Below are 19,878 nucleotides of genomic sequence, written 5' to 3' on the forward strand. Positions count from 1 at the left end.
AGGACAATTCTGCCTTCATCCCGACTTTTCCTCAGTTGAACGGCGATCGGTTTCCGAATTTTGCGGTTCTTCGGGGAGGACCGCACCTCCCGAGATAATGAGTTTTAGAGCCTCCTCTAGTGAAAGGTCCAGCTCATAAACATCCTTTTTGGGAACGAAAAGCAAAAAGCCGGAAGTAGGATTGGGAGTTGTAGGCAAAAAAACACTGTAGCATTCTTGATTGAAATGCCGCCGGATCGTCTGTTGTACGGCGCCGCCGGCTTCTTGAGAAATGAATCCCACGGCATACATTCCAGGCCGCGGATATTCGATGAGGACGGCGCGCTGCATCGTTTCCTTTTTTTCGGGAGAAAAAACAAAAGCGATCTGGCGCAGCGTTGAATAAATGTGCCGAATGATCGGCAGCTTGTGCAGCAGCCGGTCGCTCCAGCGCAGCAGCATACGGCCGACAAAGTTGCGTGCCGTTATACCGGTCAGCAGCAGCACCAACAAGAGGGCGGGAATTCCGACTCCAGGAATAGTCCGAACCGGCTCATTCGGCCAAATAATCGGCGACAACAATCGGCTGACCGGCTCGTTGAGCAGGCCGTCCAGCCACAAAAAAAGCCGTATGACGATCCAAGCCGTCACCACGATGGGGACGAGGGAAAACAATCCGGCGGTCAAGGTTTTACGAAGTTTTACCGGTAAGGACTTTATCGTGTTGCGGGGCATGACGAGGAAAAAGAAAGCGGCCTATTGAATGCGGACGATGACTTCATCGGGCTCGGCATATCCGTTACGGATTGCCTCCTCCTTGAGGCGTCGAACATCGGAACGCAGAGCATCGATTTCAGCCTGCAGAGCTTTCATACGGGCTTGCGCTTCCTCTAACTGTTTCTGCAGGACGATGTTTTCATGCTTTAACCGTGCCTGATTGATGAAACCCGCTCTTTCGAAAACGAAAGAATAGATGACGAGCCCGATCCCGATGGCGAGCCATGTCCGCGGATTGGTTAGCAGCCGAACCAGAAATGACCAAAAGCGGTGTCTCATTCGACAATCCGAAAAAAGCGTCGAGGCAGATTTGCCTCGACGCAGTTGGATTTACTTTACTTTTTTGTATCCGTAAACGGCCGTATCGCCGAGTTCCTCTTCGATGCGGATGAGCTGATTGTACTTGGCGATTCGGTCGGAACGGCTCATCGAACCGGTCTTGATTTGTCCGGCATTGACGGCTACGGCAATGTCGGCAATGGTCGAGTCCTCGGTTTCGCCCGAACGATGGGAGATCACCGTCGTCCAGCCGGCGCGGTGCGCCATTTCGACGGCGTCCAGCGTTTCGGTCAGCGTGCCGATCTGATTGACTTTGATGAGAATTGAATTGGCGCATCCTTCCTTGATGCCGCGCGCCAGATACTCGACGTTGGTCACGAAAATGTCGTCTCCGACCAGTTGGATTTTATTACCGAGCATGTCGGTCAAAATCTTCCAGCCGGTCCAGTCATTTTCGGCCATTCCGTCTTCGATCGAATCGATGGGGTATTTAGCCACCAGCGAAGCAAGATACTCGGCCTGTTCCTGAGGCGTGCGTTTGGCGCCCTTGGGTCCTTCGAATTTAGTATAGTCGTAAACGCCGTCGATAAAAAATTCAGAAGCGGCGGGATCGAGGCGAATGGTGATATCCTTCCCCGGTTTGTAGCCCGCTTTTTCGATCGCGGCAACGATGCTTTCGAGCGCATCCTCGGTGCCTTTCAAAAGCGGTGCAAATCCGCCTTCATCGCCGACGGCGGTGCTCAATCCGCGGCTTTTGAGTACCTTTTTGAGGGTATGAAAGACTTCGGCACCCCACCGGACAGCTTCTTTGAGAGAAGGAGCGCCGACGGGACAGATCATGAACTCCTGAAAGGCAATAGGAGCATCCGAGTGCGAGCCGCCGTTGATGATGTTCATCATCGGCATGGGCAGCACCTTGGCGTTGACGCCGCCGATGTAACGGTAAAGCGGCAATCCAAAGTAATTGGCCGCGGCTTTTGCTGTAGCCAAAGAAACGCCCAAAATGGCATTGGCGCCAAGCTTGGCTTTGTTTTTAGTGCCGTCCAGTTCAATCAGAAGCGAGTCGATTTCCACCTGCTCCGTCGCGTCTTCGCCGATCAACTCTTTGGCAATAATCTCATTGACGTTCTCGACGGCTTTGGTGACCCCCTTGCCCATAAAGCGGTTCGGATCGCCGTCGCGCAGTTCGATCGCTTCGTTCTCGCCGGTCGATGCGCCGGAAGGAACGGCGGCGCGGCCCAAAGTACCGTCTTCCAATTGTACATCTACTTCGATCGTCGGATTGCCGCGCGAATCGAGAATCTCACGCGCGAATACATCAACAATAGTCGTCATCATGCCTCCTTGATATTTAAAAACGTAAGCTGATCAATTAATGGTTTGCGGTTAAATATACAACTTTTTCCCGCGACCACCAATAGAATAATTAACCTGTTAGAGAATCCCCATCACTCCCGCCAGCCAGACAAAGAGAACGCCGGCGACGGCGCAAAAAGCATTGACCACATCATTGTTGATCCAACGGTAACCACGGAAAAAAAGGGTCGGTTGTTTCCGGCAGTGAATGCGTTTTTCGGTGGTTTTACCGCAGCTCGGGCACTGATATTGCGCTTGTACGGTTGCCCCCAAAAGGCTGTCCACAAAGCTGCCCGCCAACCCGGCAAAGGCTACGACAACTGCTTCCGCAAAGCCGAAGGCGCGCGGCGAAGCGTGCGGGCTGCACAAATAGCCGACCGTCGACAGCACGATCGATCCGAGCAGCGCGCCGGTAGTGCCGACGGCGGAAATTCCGCCGGAGGTGCCCATGGCGACCGGCCGAAAGGTCAGGATCGAACGCGGGTTACCGCGCGCCATCACGCCGATTTCCGTCGCCCAAGTATCGGCCGTAACCGCCGCCAGCGAAGCAATGTAAAGGACGTAGAAAAAATTGTTCTTGCTGAAATACCAAAATAGAAGCATCAAACCGGCAATTCCGCCGTTGGCCAGCACCTGGCCGATGTCGCGGCGGCTGCCCTTTTCGAAGATCTGCTCCAGCTTTTGTTTGCGTATTCGGCCCATTTTGCTGATGGCGCTCGAAATGAGAAAAAAGGTCAAAATGGGCAGAGCGAACTTCCAACCGCCGGCGCCAAAGACCAGTGTACCCAAAAGAAAGAGCGCCACGGATCCGCCGCCGTTCAAAAAGCGCAATCGATAGGATAACACCCCCATACCTGCAGCGAGCGCCATGCCGAAGAAAAACATCAGGGCTTGTGACCACGGTTCGTTGAGAAGATAGTAGAGCGCAAAGGCGCTGCTCAAAGGAACCGAGAGATTGTCCGACCCCCAGGCCGAAATCATTTCCGAGGCCATGGCAATCATTGCGACGGCGACGGCGATCCACACGATCTGAGAAACCGACAAGTCAAGTACTCTGATGTGGCGTGCGACCCAAAAGGAAGCCGTCACCAACAGCAGGGTCACCGTAAACATGGTTGCAGAACCCTGCACCGTCTTTTTTTCCGGCCCCAGATGCAAAACGATAGGCCGCTTTGTCCGCTCCCCGACAATCGCGGCAGCAGCGTCCGAAAGGGCCATGATCAACATCGCCGTGACCAAAACAAGCTTGTGATGATTCCACAGAGTAACGGTCAAAATAACAAACGATATCGGATAGAATACCGTCCCGTAGGTGTGGCGGACCGTGCCGTGCATTCCCTTGAAAAATCCCCTTTTTACGGCGATAAAGTCGACGACGGCAAAAAAGAGTCCCAATGTGACCATAGGCCACATGGAATCCAATACGAACGGCGTCGCGGCAACCAATACACCGACCAGCATGTGAACGATTTTACGCGTGGCTTCGGGGGACCAATGAAAAAAGCGCCGAATGCTTTCGGCAATCAACAAAACCCCCAATACAGCGCCGGCGAAAATAAAGAGGTACTTGAAATCGTTTGCAGTCATTTCAGACGAGCAGCTGAAAGATATGATTATTGTGTCGTATGTTACGACTTTTTACTATAAAATCCAAAAAATAAATCGTCGCTGCCAATACGAGGCCTGCAGAAGGCATCGCTCAATCTCTGGTAAAAAATCCCCAAGTTATCCACATTTTAAAAATCAAGCTTTTTTTCTGCGATAATAGAATATTTTACATGCCGCATCTAAAAAACAGTGCCTTAAGATTATCTTAACAATTCTCTAATGAACCATGAAAAATTATTTTCCATATAGCATACGATCTAATATTTTGATATTATTATAATTGCGATAAGCGGTCAAAAGATTTCCAAGTGCCTATTATTAAGGTAATAATAATTCACTTTTAAGTGGTAGAAACATGATGGATAGCCGGAGGCGATCAGACAACAAAGGAAGAAGAAATTCGCAGGAAACCCACAAGTTATCCACATTTTCGAGGAAAAAACGACTAGCGCATAATCGTCATTTTGCTGAAAGCTTCGGTCGTCTTGCCCTCACGGGAGGCGACGGCTTTAAATATGTAAACGCCGTTTGCCGGTCGATCGCCGTCTGCATCAAGACCGTCCCAATACAGCCGCTGATAGCCGGCGCCCAACATGCCCGCTTCGATCGTGCCGATCAATCGGCCGGCCAGAGTATAAATTTTGATCGCCACTTCCGCCGGTTCGCTGAGTTCAAAGCTGATTTCACCGTCGCGGCTGACGGGATTGGGATAGATCAACAGATTGCGAATTTTCAGCTGATCTTCGACGACGAAACGCAACGTTGCAGCAGCGCGATTTCGTGCCGCGTCCACAGCTTGTATTTCGAGGCGGTGTTCTCCGGGCGCCAGCATCGGGGAGTAATGCAAAAGGCAACAGCCGTTACCGTTTGCTTCCAGAGCAAGCTCTCCGGATTTAAAAGAAACTCGCCTCCCGTCAAGGGTCACCGTAACAGCAGTTGTATCGGCCAACGGTTCCGGATTGTTATCGAGAATAAGCGCCTTGATCTTCGGCTGCGCCGCCACCCAGTCGCCGTCAAAAATCTCGCGATCATCGACCGTGAGATGAATCTGCGGAGGTTTATCATCTGCCAATACGAACAAAGAAACCGTCAAGCGGTTGTTGCCCTTGGTTAACTCGATGAGCTCACGGCGCGGATCGACGGTTAGAATAAAATCATTGCGTCCCGGTTTGTCGGCGATCCATTGCTGTCGGAAGGGAAAATAGCGGTCAATGCCGATTGCCGGAATAGTCAGTTCGCCGACTATTCGCCGCGTCTCTCCGTTCTTTTGTACAATCTCAAGAACCGTGGAACCGGACTCGCTCAAACCGATGTTGTAGAGATCGCCGAAAAAGGTGATGGTTGACCCCACCATTACCGTATCGGCCGATATGCTGAAGAGGTGAGCCGATAGCGCCAAATCGGGGGGAGGATCATAGAGGACACTCCATTTGGTCAACGTAGGAGAATCTTTTCCCTGCCCCAGCGTCATTTCTGCAGACAAAACCAGATAGGGATATTCATGCGGATCGATAAAGCCGAGGTCCACGTTTCCCAACGATCCTTCCCATAAGAGCGCTTCGCCGCCGTCAATTGCTTGGCCGATGACTCGGCAGGTCATGGCAGCGCCGGGCGGCACCGTCCCTTCAAAAAAAGCGCTTTTCCATCCTTTTGCCGGCCCGATGCGGGCAGAAACGATGCTTCCTTTTTGGGCAAAAACAAGCAGACTGTCCTTTAGAATAACAGCTTCACCGCCCGGCGGCTGCAATCCTTCCGGAACCGACCCGATTGCCGCACCTTTGCGGCCGATGATCGCCCACGCGTAACGAAAGCCGATTTGCCGGCAAAGGACGCTGCCGATTGACTCATAAGCAGTATAAACCTCTTCGTTTAGATTCAAGCCGCCTTCCTCGGAAACGGCCGCCAACACATAATCCCCGATTTCCGCCGAGCGAATAAATTGAGCCAAATTTTGCGGGGCCTGGGGATTGCCGTAGGTGTCAAAAACAGCCGAGGCTTTGACCGTACCCGAGATCGGATCGACAATGGCCACATTATGACCTCTTCCTGTGGTTAAAACACTGCGGCGATCGACTTCGAGCAGAGCATAGCCGACCTGTTCCGTACGCGACGACTGCAGGAGAAGCAAAATCTCGCGTTCCGCAAGCGAGACGCCTTTGCCTCTTTTGACGGTGTTTTCAAAGCGGCAGGTTGCGTCAAAATCCCCATTCTGCAGCCAACCCAAGGACTCTGCTTCATGGGTCGTAAAGGAAGCAATGAACGGTTCATGCAGGATTTCAAGCTGCATAGGTTTGACGCGCCAAAAGTAGCGCTGTTCCGGACGCAGCCCGGTCGGCGTCCATCTCAAAAGCAGCGGATGCGCCCGTACCGGCGGCGAAACGAGGTGCAAAGGACTGTTGAAAGTACGGGCGGTGTCAATTTCAAAAATATAGGAAATCCTCTCGTCGTAACGTTGCTGAGGCGCTTGGGCTTTCAGCGTCAACCCCTGCACCGGCACCCATGCGTTTTGCGGCGGCGCAATCAGCTGCAGGTCGCTGCTGAGGATGGCAAAAGAAGTGCTCTGCTCATTGTTCCGTTCGTCAGATTCGGGAATCTCGTTCATAGCATCGACTTTTACTGCCGTTTCCAGCACGCCGGCGAGCCCGCGCAGCGGCAATGAAATCTCTGCCCATTCTTCGAGAGCGACCGGACCGATGCGGCGTGCTGCGGAAATCTCTTTGCCGGTCGGCAAGTGGCGAAAGGTAAAATGCACCGTTGAACTGTCGCGGCAGAACATGCCCCAGTTTTCCACTAGGGCTCGGACGGTTGCCAGTGAATCGGCCTCGCCCGCCGGGAAAGGCTGCATCAACACGTTTTCAGAACTGAGCGCCAAATCCGGCAATGTCGGCAGCGCCAGCTGCATGGCGGGGTCGCCGAGCAGGTTGTATTGGAGAATCAGGTGGCGAAAATGGCCGAAGGAGCCGTAGGTTTGCCACAGCCGCTTTTGCGCTTCGTTGATGATTTTACCCAGATAGCGGAGAGAATCACTTGCAAAAATGGGGTAAAGCTGGCGCAAGTAGAGATAATCCTCGTAAGCGTAACCCCAGCCTGTAGTTCCCCAAAATCCGACCGCCCCTTTGTCGCGCGCCAGCAAAAAGTGTTCGGAAAAGCTTTGCTGCGAGGGCTCGGCAAAGCGTCCGGTGTGACAAGTCATGCTGGAAATGACCGGGTAGCGGCCTTTATTCTGGAGATCGTCGATATCGGGCGTGTTGAACATCAGCTCCCAAGTGCGACTGGCCGCGTGACCGATAAAGTTGATCCAAACCGCGCCTTTATCGACGGCATCCAGAATTTGGGTTCGATAATCAATCTGCGGATTTTCTTCCTTTTTGCTGATAAAGAGGGGTCTGCCGCTGACGGGCTGCGGAGCGACAAAATCTTTGGCCAAAGCCTGGGATTGACTTTCGAACTGACGTTGCTCAGACGCATCGGCGCCGCCGCTGATGAAGAGGAATCGCTTTTTCCATGCTGCCGAGGGAGCGGCTTCGTATTCGATGATTTTGTCGATAACCTGCTCGGCCTCAGACGGTTCATTGACCGGCAACCTGCCGATGCTGAGCTCAGCCAAGATATCTGCGGGGCCGTCAAAACAGCCCAGGAGCACGTCGCTTACCGGGTTGCCGAGCGAGGGAACCTCGTTGTTGAATTTGGAATTAGGCAAATTCTTTTTCGGGTCCCAACTGGTGTCGCCGAGGAGCAGCGCAAAAGACGGACGAGGAAAGCCGTTTTCGTAAGCAAATTTTAAAAAGCTACGGAGCGCTTCTGCTTCAGGAATGCCGTGATTGAAACGATCATAAATCTCTTCGATGTCGGCGATGAAAACGGTAAAGCCGTTATGCGCTTCACGATAGCGGCGCAGCCGTTCGGCCTGGTCGAGGAACTTTTTAGAGGTGACGATTAAATAATCGGCTCCGCTGTAGCTATCAAGGCCGCTCTTCAGCACGGGTTTAAGACGAAGCGGCGCACGCGCGGCAGAGCGATCAAAAACGATCAAGGTATCGCCGGCATTGGGCGGAACGGAGAAGCGAGCGCTGTGTGCGGTACCGCCGGTAAAGATCCATGATCTGGACAGGCGTACGCCGCCGGCTCCCTGTGCGACGAGCTGTTCGGCGGGCTCTCCTGCGACTCCCTTTTGTGCAATGAACGCCCAAGAGTCGCGGTACCGCAGATTGGCGAGCAGGCGGCTGCCGAGTGCCTGAAACGCCGCAATCGCCGGCGGCCGCAAATTGGTTGCACCGTCGTCGCACACTCCGGCCATAATTACCGCGCTGTCCGGTTGACTGTTGACAAATGCAGCCAAAGAATCGGATTCCGCTGCCGAACCGTAGGTGTCGAAGCTCTTTGCCGCTTTGACCTGGCCGCTGCGATGGTCGAGAACGACCACGGCCATGCCGCGGGTACCGTTGTAAAGCAATTTACCGTTGATGGAAAAGCGGGAAAAATTTCCGTCAGCGAGACCGGCAGACTCGACGACCAATGTCGCCGGCCATTCGCGGCCTGTGGCAAAGGGTTCTATCCATAGACGTCGGCTTGGTGCCAAAACAAAGATGTCACTCGAAGAAAAGCCCTGCACCCAACAGTGCAGCGGCGATTCCTGCGCGATGCCGGACAGCCGCAGAAAACCGTTTTCGGCCGTCATGCTGCGGCGATAAGTCACTTCGAACCAATCAAAATAGAATCGCGAATTGACATTGGGGTTTTCCCGCAGCGATTCGATCTCCAGCTGATTGCCCTGCTCCTGCAAAAGCCTCTTGGGCAATGCTGCTCCGCCGATGAGTTCCTGCCGGTCGTCGAAAAATCCGTCAAAAACGATTCGGCGATTGATGCGGACCCGAACATGATGCGAATTAGGATAGATGTCGACTGTTTCTCCGCGCAAACGAAACGTGAATCGCGCTGAATCGGCGTCGGGAAGGCAGCCGGGAAGGTCAAATAGAGTCGAAAAGACCTCCCCTGGATCGATGGCGCTGTCCCAAACCCATCCTTCTCCGGCAACCGTCAAGGTCTCTTGTATTTCGCTGCTGCTGTCGCCGTTGTAGTAAGCCAAATCTTTTTCGAAATGGCGTGTATCCATGAAATCGGTGCAGTCCTTGCCGTCTTCCGACGAAGCGACGCGAGTGTAGGTCTCTCCGCCGCGATCCCAGCGCAGCCAATAGACGTTCGTATCGCTCCAAGCATGATAATACTCATTCCCTTCGCCGCGCAACCGTTCGCCGTAAAAAATGATCTGGTCGGAGTTATCGAATCGTCCGTCTTCGCCGCCGAAAAAGTAAAAAGGTACGCTTTCTCCACGATTTTCAAGGCATAAAAGCCGGGGATCGATTTCATTTACCGGCAAACCGGCATCGGCGAGGTCTTGGCCGGTGACGCGATAAACGCCTTCTTCTACGAGATAGAGCTTGCATGCGGGTAAAGAGCCGGAAAAATTTGATTGAGCCGTCGCCTTTCGCAGCTTCTGCAACGGCTCTCTGACGACGGCAAAACGAGCGTAGCGTAAAATTCTGACGTTTCGTTCGAGATCAACGGTTACCGGATTGACTTGAATTCTGAGAAGAGTCGTCCCGCGCGATTTGGCGCTTTCTATGCGGAAAGCGGAATTGAAGAATCGAGCATCATCCGGAATCGCTTCCCCGTCTTCGAATGCCCGATCTCCGTCAGTGTGCGGCATTCTCAGCTGAGGAGACGAAGAGACGCTGAATACAGAGTCCAGAACGGCAACGGAAAAACCATCTCCAGGCAGAGACAGAGTGAAAAAATCAAAAGGCAGAGTATACGCTCCGCTGGGGTAGAACGAGGGCAGATCGCCGACGACGGGAACAACGTACTGACCACTCGCGTCGCTCATCGTCTTCCATTCGACGGACGACGGCGCGGTCCATTCGACAATCACTTGCGACGGCGTTTCTTCGACGACCCGAAAATAAGTAGCGGCCCAAATGGGAAAAGTGCTCAGCAACAGAATGAAAACAATTCGAGGTGGTGACATGATTTGCATTTTTTTATGCACGCTGTTGCCTGAATGGATAGGCCATTGATGAAGCATTTACGCATTCGGATCGCGACAGGTTCCGATTCAATTCATCAGGTGCAAGCCGAGATACAAGGTATAGGCGGCTAAGAAGGCCATAATGCCGAGGATGAGCGACAAGCCGATCATGGTCGCAGAGGCGCCCGGCTGCGTCAGGCCGAGAGCAACCAGCCGGTGATGGATGTGTTCGCGATCGGCATGGAACGGATGGATGCCGCGCCGCAAGCGACGAAAAATGGCCAGCGCAGTATCGACGATCGGCAGGCCGAGCAGCAAGAACAAAAGTAACGGGGATACGCTGCCGGTAGTCGATGAAGCGCCCAACGTGAGGCATGCCAACAGAAAGCCGATCGAGAGACTGCCGGAGTCGCCCATAAAGATGGAAGCCGGATGCATGTTGTAACGGAGGAAACCGACGGTGGCGCCGATTAGGCTCAGCATCAACGGAACGAGAACTGTATTGCCCATCAACAGTGCAATGGCCGAGGAGCAGATGAGCACCACCACTGCTACGCCGCCGGCCAGGCCGTCGAGTCCGTCTATCATATTGAAAGCATTGGTAATGCCGACGATCCATAAAATCGACAATGGATAGCTCCAGAAGCCGAGCTCGATGCTTCGATCGGCGAGCAGGATAAGCTTTTCCATCCTCCAGCCGAAATGAACGGCAAGCAGGGCCAGAGCCGTCTCTACAAAAAGCTTGAGATTGCAGTTCAAATCCTTTTTATCGTCAAAGGCGCCCAGGATGAACAGCCCTGTCGCTCCCAATACCAGACTCGCAATTTCAGCCTGTTTTGCCGCCCAAAAAGAGGGCTTTAACACATAAAAGAACAAAGCACCCGTTAGGAAGGAGAAAATTACGGCTCCGCCTCCCAATTTGGGGATTTGTCCTTTGTGAATGGTACGATGATTTTGGCGGGCGACGATCTCATGCTTGACGGCAAATCGGCGGAAAACCGGCGTCGCCACAACCGCGGTGATAAATGAGACAAGCAAAGCAAAAAACGGTATCATTCATTGTCCTTGCATCGTTAGAGGTGCAAAAGGCAATAGCCGACGGTAAAAGTTAATCTTATGCGAATCAATAATCGTACCAAATCCAAATTATTGATTTTTGCCTTTTCCGGCGGGACGAAGATGTTCAGCAGAGAGCCGCAAGTATCATTTGAGAACATTTTTGATCATTTCTTGGGCTCATCAACACGGCTTAGGTCTCTGTTCATTCCATGAAGATTAGAAAGACCCCCGATGGGGTTTTTAGCAATATATACAATTACATTATTTTTTGCAAGAAATGCCTATATAATACGTCCATTTCATGAATCATTCGTCTATAATGATAGGTGCCGGCTACAAATCGTCGGGCTCCTTCGACAAGCCGCATTCGCAGCGTCCGGTCATTTATTGCTTTTTCCACGCAGTCTGCTGCGGCCTTTTCATCGTCGACTGCAAAGCTGAGGCCGGTTACGCCGTGTTTGATCAGGTCAGGAACACCGCCGACTCGCGAAGCCACGACCGGCACGCCGGCAGCCATGGCCTCGATAATGGTTACCGGCGTCCCTTCATTCAAGGAAGTGAGCAGCAGCAGATCGATGCCTTCATAAATGAAAAGCATGTCCGTTCTCCATCCTGTGAAATGAACATGCTTTTCAAGCCCATCCTTTTGAACATATGCTTCTAGATTGGCCCGTTCCGGTCCGTCGCCGACGATAAGCAGGTGATAGCGGTGATCCTTTTGCAGTAAAATTTGCAGAATGCGTAATGCGGAGAGATGGTTTTTGATCGGCACCAGGCGGCCGATGATGCCGATTAGGACGGCATCAGGCTTGAGCCCAAGTTTTTTTTTCAAAACCTCCGTCGGCTTGAGCTGCAGATACGGTTCGAGTTCGAATCCAAGCCGGATAACTCGAAATCTGGATGCGGGTGCTACGTGATAAACACTGCTCAATTCGTGGAGCTGGCTCGGGCTGATGGCAACAAGACAGGTCGTGAAGCGCGCGAGCAGTCGTTCAATCAGCAGAAAAACTTTGGTAACGATTTTTGGGAAATACCCATGGAAAACATGGCCATGAAAAGTGTGAAAAATCAAAGGGACGCCTGCCAACAAAGCGGCTATGCGTCCCGCAGCGCCCGCCTTGGCGGTATGAGTGCAGACAATCAGCGGTTTTTCTTTGCGCAACAGGCGATAAATATGATATACAGCCGCTAAATCGGCGATAATGGACGTCGAACGCTGCATAGATGACACGCAGCGGACGTCGTATCCTGCCGCCCGCAGCTCGTCCATACGGCAAAATTCGCCCGGATCGAGCGCCCCGCCAATAAGAATATTACGGTATCCAAAGGCAGGCAGGTATTTCGAGAGGAGCTCGGTATGAAGCGACGGGCCGCCGATGCAGATGCGGGATTGAAGCCGAACGATTTTTATGGGCTTTTTTAGACGCTCATGAGACACTTTTGATATACCCGTAAAGTTTGCGATATGCACGTTTTCCAAGAGAAACGCCTGATATTTTCAAAGCCTCGGTTTATTAATTCCTGTCGCAAAGAGTTGTCATCGAGCAGTAATTCGAGTTTGTCGGCCATATCTTTCGGGTCGAAAGGATCGAAATAAAGCGCCGCATTTTGGCATATTTCCGGGTGTGAGGCTGCATTTGAAACCGCAACCGGTACTCCTGCTGCCATGGCTTCCAAAGGAGTGAAGCCGAACCCTTCAAAGAGCGATGGAGCGACGAACACCTGCGACGATTGGTAAATAATCGGCAAATCAGTCGGAGCAACAAAACGGGTAAAATGCACAGTTCCACTCAAGCCAAGTTTGCGCACACGCTCATAGATGCTATAAACCTGCCAATTCTCACGCCCGACAATAACCAAGTGATGAGGAATGCCTCGCCGTCGAAGAATCGAAAAGGCCTCTATGAGTCGCTCGTAATTCTTCCGCGGCTCCAAATGACCGACCGCAAGAAAATATTTCTCCGGCAGGCCATATCTGCTGCGCACGCGTTCTCTTTCACCTTTACAAAAGGTAATATTAAAGCGTTCAAAACTGATTCCGGAATGGATGACCGTCACTTTTTCCGCTGGTACATTTAAACGCTGCATAAGGTTATTTTTGGTAAAGTGAGACACGGCAATAATATGAAAAGCATGATGCGCTGCCCAAGGGATGGCTCTTTGTAAAAAATAGCGGCGCATCGGAACGTAACTTTCGGGAAAATGCAGAATTCGCAGATCATGCACAGTGATGATCGTCGGCACTCCGCCGTTGGGCAAATAATAGGAGATCGGCGCATGGAGTAAATCGATCCGGTTGGTTTGCAGCAAGTTATGCAACAATATGATTTCGGCAAAGATGCGCAAGACAGGTTTTGTCGGCACTCTAACCGGTAAAAATTCTGACCCACCATGATAGCCGTAAGCCCGCATTATCTCCCGACGCATGATAATTTTCGGCATCCAGTCTTCGGCGTTTTCCTGCAGAATGCCGTCAATCAGATTTTTTATGTAAACGGCGATGCCGCCGGCCTGCGGATCCAGCAGCAGGGCATTGATTGCTAGTCGTTTCAATTCTTTTCTGTCGTTAGGTATAATAGATCGGCATCAAGCGCGCGTGTAGTGCTTTTTCAAGACCAATCGTAATCTCGGGCGCATTTTTACCGCCGCAATCAAACCGGAAATATAATCACGCACCAGACCCTTTCGACGCACCAGAGACAGCGGAATGCGCAAAGCCATACCGAGCAAATACACGTCGTAAGCAAGCTTGGCTTCAGCAAGGCCTGCATGCCGAACCAGCCAGCGGCAGTCATTAACCAGGCTGTGCATCAACATTTCTCGAAAATTTTGTTTGGTCGACGCCCCGTGCCGATGCTTGACGACAATTTCTTTTAAAACAATAATGCGCCGGCCGTTTTGAAGAATGCGGAAGCACCATTCCCTGTCTTCACCGTACATAAACAAACGTTCATTTAGGCCGCCGAGCTGCTCGAAAACCGTTCTTCGGACAGCCATAAAAGCCCCGTCGACATACTCGATCCGAGTCGGCCTTACGGCTTTGACGGAAGCAAAGAAAATCTGTTCTTGGATTACCCGCTTGAGCGTCAAAAATTGCCTGCCGACTGACTGAACCTTGCCCGAGGGAAAAATCAGTTTTGCGCCGATGACTGCAACATTCGGCTGCGATTGAAAAACCTGATGCAGCTTTGCAAAGGTTCCGGGGGTAATCAGTTCAGCGTCGCTGTTGAGCAGCACGAAATAGTCGCCTTTGGCAATTTGCATGGCAAGATTGTTGGCGCGGGCGTAACCGAGATTCGCCGAATTGACGACCAGCCGCACGTCAGGAAACTCGGTACGGATGCGTTCTACCGAATCATCGCTCGAAGCATTATCGACCACAATAACCTCCACCCCTTCCTCACCCTGAGCGTAGACCGACCGGATCGCCTGCAGTGTTAGGGGGCAGGTGTTCCAGTTTACAATAATGACCGAAAAAAGGGGCGGTTTTTTCACTACAGCACCTTAATCTTGACATCGCGAAGATAAGCGCCGGCGAAGGTAAAAAAGAAAATGATATAGGGCAAACGGTGCCGCACTGAGGTGCCGAAATTGGAATCCACCAGCGCATTGGCCGCCAAGCAGGTCAGACAAAAGGCAAGCAAAAACCACTGCGATGACAAATTGACGGTAATCCGCTTGGCGGCAAAATAAAAGACCGTCAATAAGGCGCAAAAAACGACAAACAAGCTTTCGAGAGCGCTCAACAACATGGCGGCACTGTATACATTCCACAGGAACGGTCCAAAAGTAAAGAAAACAAACCGAATCGGCAGGTAGCGGACCATGTCGAACAGAGTTCGGTACTGCATATCGGCCAAGTAGACCGATCGGCCTTCGGCGCGCAGCGGTTGCGCGCGCAGCGGATAGTTTAAAATCGAGTTGACCGTCTCTTGATGGCTCAGCAAAAACCAAATCAAGGCCGCAACAGCCATCGTAAACAGAGTCCATTTCACAACCCTGCCGCGCTTCAGCAAAAGCAGGTAAATAAGGAAATAACCGGTTAAAAATCCGCCGATGAGAAAAAGGTTCTGTATGCGAAAAATACCGATGATGACAAATGAGCCTAACGCAATAATCAGATTCGATATGCGGCGCCGACCGAAGAAGGCACACAGGCCTGAGTAGAGCATTAAGAACGTGAAAAAAAAGATGAGGGCGTCACGCAGCATATAGGTGGTAAAGGCAATCATCGACGGGAAGAGCAGCGAAGAAAGCAGCGTAAAACGCGCCGTTGGCTTGTTTTCGAACACCAGGAGGGCGATGCGGTAAGCGAGCATCGCCGTGAGCAATCCAAAGATCGTATTGATCATGCTGATAAGCAGCGGCATCTCGCCCAGGAAACGATAAAAAAGCACCAGGAAATAAGAAAAGCTTTTTATGCTCATCGAATGCGGCGAAGCATAAAAGGCAGGCAAGTTGCGTTCAAGGTTGTCGAGGATCTGCAAAGCATAAAGGTTATACATAGTTGCATCGGGTTGAGGAGGAAAGATCACAACATAATGATTAGCAATCGTAAGAGCGGCCCGAAGAATTGCAGCCGTCAATAATACTTTGCGCAAATAATTGTCCGAAGGCAAAAACAGAGCAAGCATAAGGATGAAAATCGTCGTCAGTATAAGTGTTGTCGCCAACTGCAGATCGATCAGTAACGCCGGCAGGCAAACGCCGAGCGGCAGGAAGCTGACCCACTCCTTCTGTCTTGTTCCGATCATTGTTTTGCCGGTTGCGCTAAAAAGTAAAGATGATAAGTCAAAAACGAGCGAAAAAGACCGAGAGTCAAAGTATTAAACAGCTTTATTTCCGAGCCCATGGAGCGTCGGAAGCGGACGATGCGCAAAGAGGCTGCAGAAATCATTTCCTTGGCAGTACGTTCCGTGAAAAAGCGCAGATGAGTGCGGTCCATAAGGCCGGAATCCGTATAGTCCCAGCGGCCGAAGGCCAAATCGATCAGCACCCGCCAGTTTTGGATGTTAGGCAGGCTGATAAGCAGATAACCTTCCGGTTTTAAGCAGCCGGCCAGTCGCTTTAGAACAGTCCACGGATCGACCAGATGCTCGAGAACATCGAGGCAAAGAATCAGATCAAAATGGTTTTTCAGCAATTCATAGGCTTTTTCCACTGGACCTTGGAGCAGATGATCCAGCTTTTTTCGGGCAATGGTCGCTGCCTCTGCATTGATCTCGATACCGGTGACCTCTGCTCCGAATTTTTCTTTCAGATAAGCCGCTGTATTGCCTTCGCCGCAGCCCACGTCAAGGGCCGTTTTCGGAAAAAACTCGGCAGGCAGTAACGCCAATGCATCATGCCGAATTTGGTTATAATAATTTTTCATTTTTCAGAACTTTTATCTGCTAAGCAGTGACAAGTCGACGGTAAAGCTCAGCATATTTACTAACCATGTTTTCTGCTGAAAAGCGCGCTTTTGCCGTCTCGGAGGCTTTGTCGCCCAACATCCGTCTCAATTCGGCCTTGGCGGCAAGTTTTAGAAGCGCCTCTTTGATCGCCTGCGGCGACCGCGGCTCGATGAGCAGTCCATTGAATCCTTCTTGGATCACCTCGGGAACGCCGCCCACATTGCAGGCGATTACTGGGCAAGCGGCAGCCATCGCCTCTAAAAGCGCCAGCGGCAGGCCCTCATCTTCCGATGCCAACAAAAATAAATCCGCGGCACCCAAATATAGGGATATATCAGCTTGAAAACCCGCAAAAACAATATGATCCGTCACCTGCATATCCGCCGCTATCCGCTGCAGCTCTCCGTTCATTTGATCGGCGCCCACAAAACAGAAAACAAATTTCTTCCGTTCCTCGGGACTCATTGACTGAACGGCGCGCAGAATGTGGATATGGCCCTTGACCGGTCGAAGATTGGCAACTGTTACGACCAGCAGCTCGTCACGTATTCTTAAAGATCGTTTCAGATTGTCGATTCTATCTTGAGTAACTCGGATGGGCAATTCGATACCGTTTTCAATCACTTGTACGCGGTGAGGAAGAATACCGAACCGCTCGATCGCGCAACGTCGGCCGATTTCGCTGACCGAGACATAGCGTTTGATAAAAGGATCGCAGCAACGGTTGAGAAGCACTTTGTACCGGTTATTGAAACCGTAAAGGTCATGCAGAGTTGAAATAGTCTTTACACCGGCGACTCGACCTGCGCAGGCGCCGAGAAATTCGGCGCGCGCGCCGTGCGTTTGCAAAAGGTCGATCTTTTCGTCACGAAGCAATTTTACCAAGCGGTAAAACGCAGTAGGGATTCGGGAGGGCAGGACATAAAAAGGCAATCCCAGACGATGGGCTTCGAACTCGAGAAGGCCGCCGCCCTGGAGGCAGGCAATCGCGGAATTGAAATACTTGCGATCCAAAGAGCTGCCGAGCGTCAGCACCATGCGTTCGGCGCCGCCGAGGTCGCTCAAGGTCAAGAGGTGCAGAATCTTGAGGCACTTCATAAGATTTTCGCCGTTACCATTTCGTGACCGCCTCCAACCACAGCGGATAAAGGCGCTCGATCGAAAACTTTTCCCGAACCGTCTGCCGACCGCGTTCGCTGAAACGTTTCCGCAGGTCCGAATCAACGATCAGCCGCTCCAGCTTTTCATACCATTCTTCAGCAGTCGACGCCAGAAAACCGTTGACGCCGTCCTCGATGATGTCGCAGTTGGCGCCGACCCGCGAGCCGACGGCAGGTACGCCGGCGGCCATGTATTGAATCAATTTATAGCCGGCTTTCCCGCGCGTCCATGGATTATCCGGTAGCGGCATGACGCCGATGGTAAAAGAGGCAATGTCCTGCGCTTCTTTTTCCAGGCTCCAGGGCAGCAACTCAACAGAAATCTCGGGCAAATTCAGGCGCTGTGCTCCGATAACCCGAAAGATAAAATCATGCTTTTGCGCCAGCCGCTTCAACGGCTCGGCAATATGGGCAATATAGTGCTGCGTGGAGGCGCTGCCGATCCAACCGATTACAGTTCTTCCGCCTTTTTGAGGTTTGACATCTTTATAGTCGGCGAAACGAACGCCCGTTGGAATGCAGATGACCTGTTTGTTAAAACGCCGCGCATGTTCGGCCAAGTAAGGGGTGCTGACGATCACACGGTCGGCTGCAGTAATAATACGATTCGCGCTGTGTCGATCCATCAACAGCTGTTTCAGCCGCGATGCTCTCTTGGGATAGTAAAACACGGCATCGTCAAAATCAAAAATCAGCCGCCTGGCCAAACGACGCAGCAATAGTTCCGTAAAAGGAAAAAAATAAGGCAGCGTTTCACGATGAAGATAAACACAGTCATATCGACGCAGCTTTGGAATTTGGCCGAGTCGGCCGAAAATCTGGGCCAGGAACCAGCGGATTTTCTGCAGCAGATTCGGGCTGCGCAGAAACGCCGAATCCAAAGCCGCGGAAGCGGCCGGATAAACCGAAAAGGAAAATCCGTCTTTTTCGAATTCCGGCAAATAGGCATAAATCCGCGCACGGCTGGACGCGCCGACAGGTGTGGTCTGGGGCAAAAAAAGAACGGTGAACGATCTTTTTCTCATCCCGCTGCTCACTTTTCCGGCATCAAAACGGCATAAATTTCGGAGCACGGTATCCATCGGCTCCACAGCTCCTCATAGATTTCTTGTAAGGCGCGGCTCGAGTTTACGATATGCTGCACAACTTTTCTGCAGATCTTGATCGGGAGGCGATCGCTGTAAAAAATGAGCTTGAGATCCTGCGTTCGAAACGAGAAATCGACATAATTACGCGGCAAACGACGTTTAAAGCGGGGTGAGCGGCTGAAATAATCAAAGGAATACAATCCGAAAAAGCGCTTGTGGGTGAAATCCGAGTAGAAAAACGGATTGGAGAAATGCGGAACACGCAGGATCAATCGGCCATCAGGCTTGAGGGCGCGGTGAATGTCGCGCATCAGTTCGGCCAAGTGATCGATATGCTCAAGGAAATGAAAAGCGTAAAAGACATCGACGGAATCGTCGGGGAAAAACGGCAGTCCGCATTCGAGATCAGCCACAATATCGACTTCGGGCAAGTCGATGATATCGATGCCGATGCAGCCGGGCATTTTGTTCTGTCCGCAGCCCAGTTCGATTGCTACCGGCTGCGCCTGATTCAGCAGCTCCTGCAAGTTTATTTTGATCAGCGCGTTCATTCCTGAGCCTTTTCCTGACTTTGTACAGCCGCAATAAACTCATCAATATTCGGCGACAAGAGCAACGGCAAAAAGGAAATAATTTTATCCGTCGGCCAGTCCCACCACCGTATTTGCAAAAGCTGTTCAATCTGCCGATCGGAAAAGCGCATTCTTATCACTTTGGCCGGATTGCCCGCAGCCATAGCGTACGGCGGCACGGATTTGCTTACCACGCTCCCTGCCCCAATGACGGCGCCGTCGCCGATGGTCACGCCGGAGAGGATGAGCGCTCCATGGCCGATCCACACATCGTTGCCGATGATGACGTCACCTTTCGTGGCGATATGATCCTTGACGTCTTGCGCAACTTTAAAGAACTCCGGAAATGGAAAGGTGGTCACCCAATCAGAACGGTGATTACCGCCTAAAAATATTTCGACATTTTTGGCAATCGAACAAAATTTGCCGATTTTTAAGGTCGATCCCTCGTTCCAGTCATACACCAATGGAAACCCATAGGTATATTCGCCGATTTGATAGCGGGCATAGCGCGGATGATTGCGGGTAAAACGATCGGCGCGACGATCATAGTAGGCAAACCTTAGTTTATTCAGCAAT

Annotated in this window: 14 protein-coding genes and 1 pseudogene; all 15 read right to left on the reverse strand. The window is 51.8% G+C overall.

Annotation, left to right across the window (positions count from 1 at the left end; genetic code table 11):
* Window positions 1-15 precede the first annotated feature (15 nt).
* A complete protein-coding gene (locus ONB24_07570) occupies window positions 16-666 on the reverse strand; it encodes a DUF502 domain-containing protein (protein ID MDZ7315965.1) in 651 nt (216 codons plus the stop codon).
* Between the two features lie 69 nt (window positions 667-735).
* Window positions 736-1,035, reverse strand: coding sequence for a septum formation initiator family protein (locus tag ONB24_07575; protein ID MDZ7315966.1), 300 nt, complete (start codon window positions 1,033-1,035; stop codon window positions 736-738).
* A 51-nt stretch (window positions 1,036-1,086) separates the two neighbouring features.
* Window positions 1,087-2,370 (reverse strand): phosphopyruvate hydratase, encoded by a 1,284-nt coding sequence (gene eno / locus ONB24_07580; GenBank protein MDZ7315967.1) that lies wholly within the window; start codon window positions 2,368-2,370, stop codon window positions 1,087-1,089.
* Between the two features lie 99 nt (window positions 2,371-2,469).
* Window positions 2,470-3,978, reverse strand: a complete 1,509-nt coding sequence (locus ONB24_07585; GenBank protein MDZ7315968.1) for a DUF92 domain-containing protein — start codon at window positions 3,976-3,978, stop codon at window positions 2,470-2,472.
* Window positions 3,979-4,444: 466 nt separating this feature from the next.
* On the reverse strand, window positions 4,445-10,024 hold the full coding sequence (locus tag ONB24_07590) for a C25 family cysteine peptidase (protein MDZ7315969.1): 5,580 nt from the start codon (window positions 10,022-10,024) through the stop codon (window positions 4,445-4,447).
* Window positions 10,025-10,111: 87 nt separating this feature from the next.
* On the reverse strand, window positions 10,112-11,080 hold the full coding sequence (locus ONB24_07595; GenBank protein ID MDZ7315970.1) for an undecaprenyl/decaprenyl-phosphate alpha-N-acetylglucosaminyl 1-phosphate transferase: 969 nt from the start codon (window positions 11,078-11,080) through the stop codon (window positions 10,112-10,114).
* 259 nt (window positions 11,081-11,339) lie between these two features.
* Complete coding sequence (locus ONB24_07600) at window positions 11,340-12,521, reverse strand: glycosyltransferase (protein ID MDZ7315971.1); 1,182 nt, start codon at window positions 12,519-12,521, stop codon at window positions 11,340-11,342.
* Window positions 12,503-13,636, reverse strand: a complete 1,134-nt coding sequence (locus ONB24_07605; GenBank protein ID MDZ7315972.1) for a glycosyltransferase family 4 protein — start codon at window positions 13,634-13,636, stop codon at window positions 12,503-12,505. The genes ONB24_07600 and ONB24_07605 overlap by 19 nt, the downstream gene beginning before the upstream one ends.
* Before the next feature lie 33 nt (window positions 13,637-13,669).
* Window positions 13,670-14,578 carry a glycosyltransferase family 2 protein gene (locus ONB24_07610; protein MDZ7315973.1) on the reverse strand — a complete coding sequence of 303 codons (909 nt, stop codon included), beginning with the start codon at window positions 14,576-14,578 and terminating at the stop codon, window positions 13,670-13,672.
* The gene (locus tag ONB24_07615) at window positions 14,578-15,837 is read right to left on the reverse strand and encodes a hypothetical protein (protein ID MDZ7315974.1); all 1,260 of its coding nucleotides are present in this window, start codon (window positions 15,835-15,837) and stop codon (window positions 14,578-14,580) included. Before ONB24_07615 ends, ONB24_07610 begins: the two co-directional genes overlap by 1 nt.
* Complete coding sequence (locus ONB24_07620) at window positions 15,834-16,457, reverse strand: class I SAM-dependent methyltransferase (protein ID MDZ7315975.1); 624 nt, start codon at window positions 16,455-16,457, stop codon at window positions 15,834-15,836. The genes ONB24_07615 and ONB24_07620 overlap by 4 nt, the downstream gene beginning before the upstream one ends.
* Window positions 16,458-16,476: 19 nt before the next feature.
* Window positions 16,477-17,577 (reverse strand): glycosyltransferase, encoded by a 1,101-nt coding sequence (locus ONB24_07625; GenBank protein MDZ7315976.1) that lies wholly within the window; start codon window positions 17,575-17,577, stop codon window positions 16,477-16,479.
* 13 nt (window positions 17,578-17,590) lie between these two features.
* Window positions 17,591-18,664, reverse strand: coding sequence for a glycosyltransferase family 4 protein (locus tag ONB24_07630; GenBank protein ID MDZ7315977.1), 1,074 nt, complete (start codon window positions 18,662-18,664; stop codon window positions 17,591-17,593).
* A gap of 8 nt (window positions 18,665-18,672) precedes the next feature.
* Window positions 18,673-19,278 (reverse strand): methyltransferase domain-containing protein, encoded by a 606-nt coding sequence (locus ONB24_07635; GenBank protein ID MDZ7315978.1) that lies wholly within the window; start codon window positions 19,276-19,278, stop codon window positions 18,673-18,675.
* Window positions 19,275-19,586: pseudogene (locus tag ONB24_07640) on the reverse strand (CatB-related O-acetyltransferase). The gene ONB24_07635 and the pseudogene ONB24_07640 overlap by 4 nt, the downstream one beginning before the upstream one ends.
* Between the last annotated feature and the right edge of the window lie 292 nt (window positions 19,587-19,878).

The organism is candidate division KSB1 bacterium (genome assembly GCA_034505495.1).
Classification (GTDB): Bacteria; Zhuqueibacterota; Zhuqueibacteria; order Residuimicrobiales; family Krinioviventaceae; genus Fontimicrobium_A.

Bases quoted from the DNA above. Each gene is read 5' to 3' on its own strand.
- ONB24_07630 (MDZ7315977.1), bottom strand. From the start codon at position 18,664: ATGAGAAAAAGATCGTTCACCGTTCTTTTTTTGCCCCAGACCACACCT.
- ONB24_07595 (MDZ7315970.1), bottom strand. From the start codon at position 11,080: ATGATACCGTTTTTTGCTTTGCTTGTCTCATTTATCACCGCGGTTGTG.
- ONB24_07620 (MDZ7315975.1), bottom strand. From the start codon at position 16,457: ATGAAAAATTATTATAACCAAATTCGGCATGATGCATTGGCGTTACTG.
- ONB24_07635 (MDZ7315978.1), bottom strand. From the start codon at position 19,278: ATGAACGCGCTGATCAAAATAAACTTGCAGGAGCTGCTGAATCAGGCG.
- ONB24_07590 (MDZ7315969.1), bottom strand. From the start codon at position 10,024: ATGTCACCACCTCGAATTGTTTTCATTCTGTTGCTGAGCACTTTTCCC.
- ONB24_07585 (MDZ7315968.1), bottom strand. From the start codon at position 3,978: ATGACTGCAAACGATTTCAAGTACCTCTTTATTTTCGCCGGCGCTGTA.
- ONB24_07615 (MDZ7315974.1), bottom strand. From the start codon at position 15,837: ATGATCGGAACAAGACAGAAGGAGTGGGTCAGCTTCCTGCCGCTCGGC.
- eno (MDZ7315967.1), bottom strand. From the start codon at position 2,370: ATGACGACTATTGTTGATGTATTCGCGCGTGAGATTCTCGATTCGCGC.
- ONB24_07625 (MDZ7315976.1), bottom strand. From the start codon at position 17,577: ATGAAGTGCCTCAAGATTCTGCACCTCTTGACCTTGAGCGACCTCGGC.
- ONB24_07575 (MDZ7315966.1), bottom strand. From the start codon at position 1,035: ATGAGACACCGCTTTTGGTCATTTCTGGTTCGGCTGCTAACCAATCCG.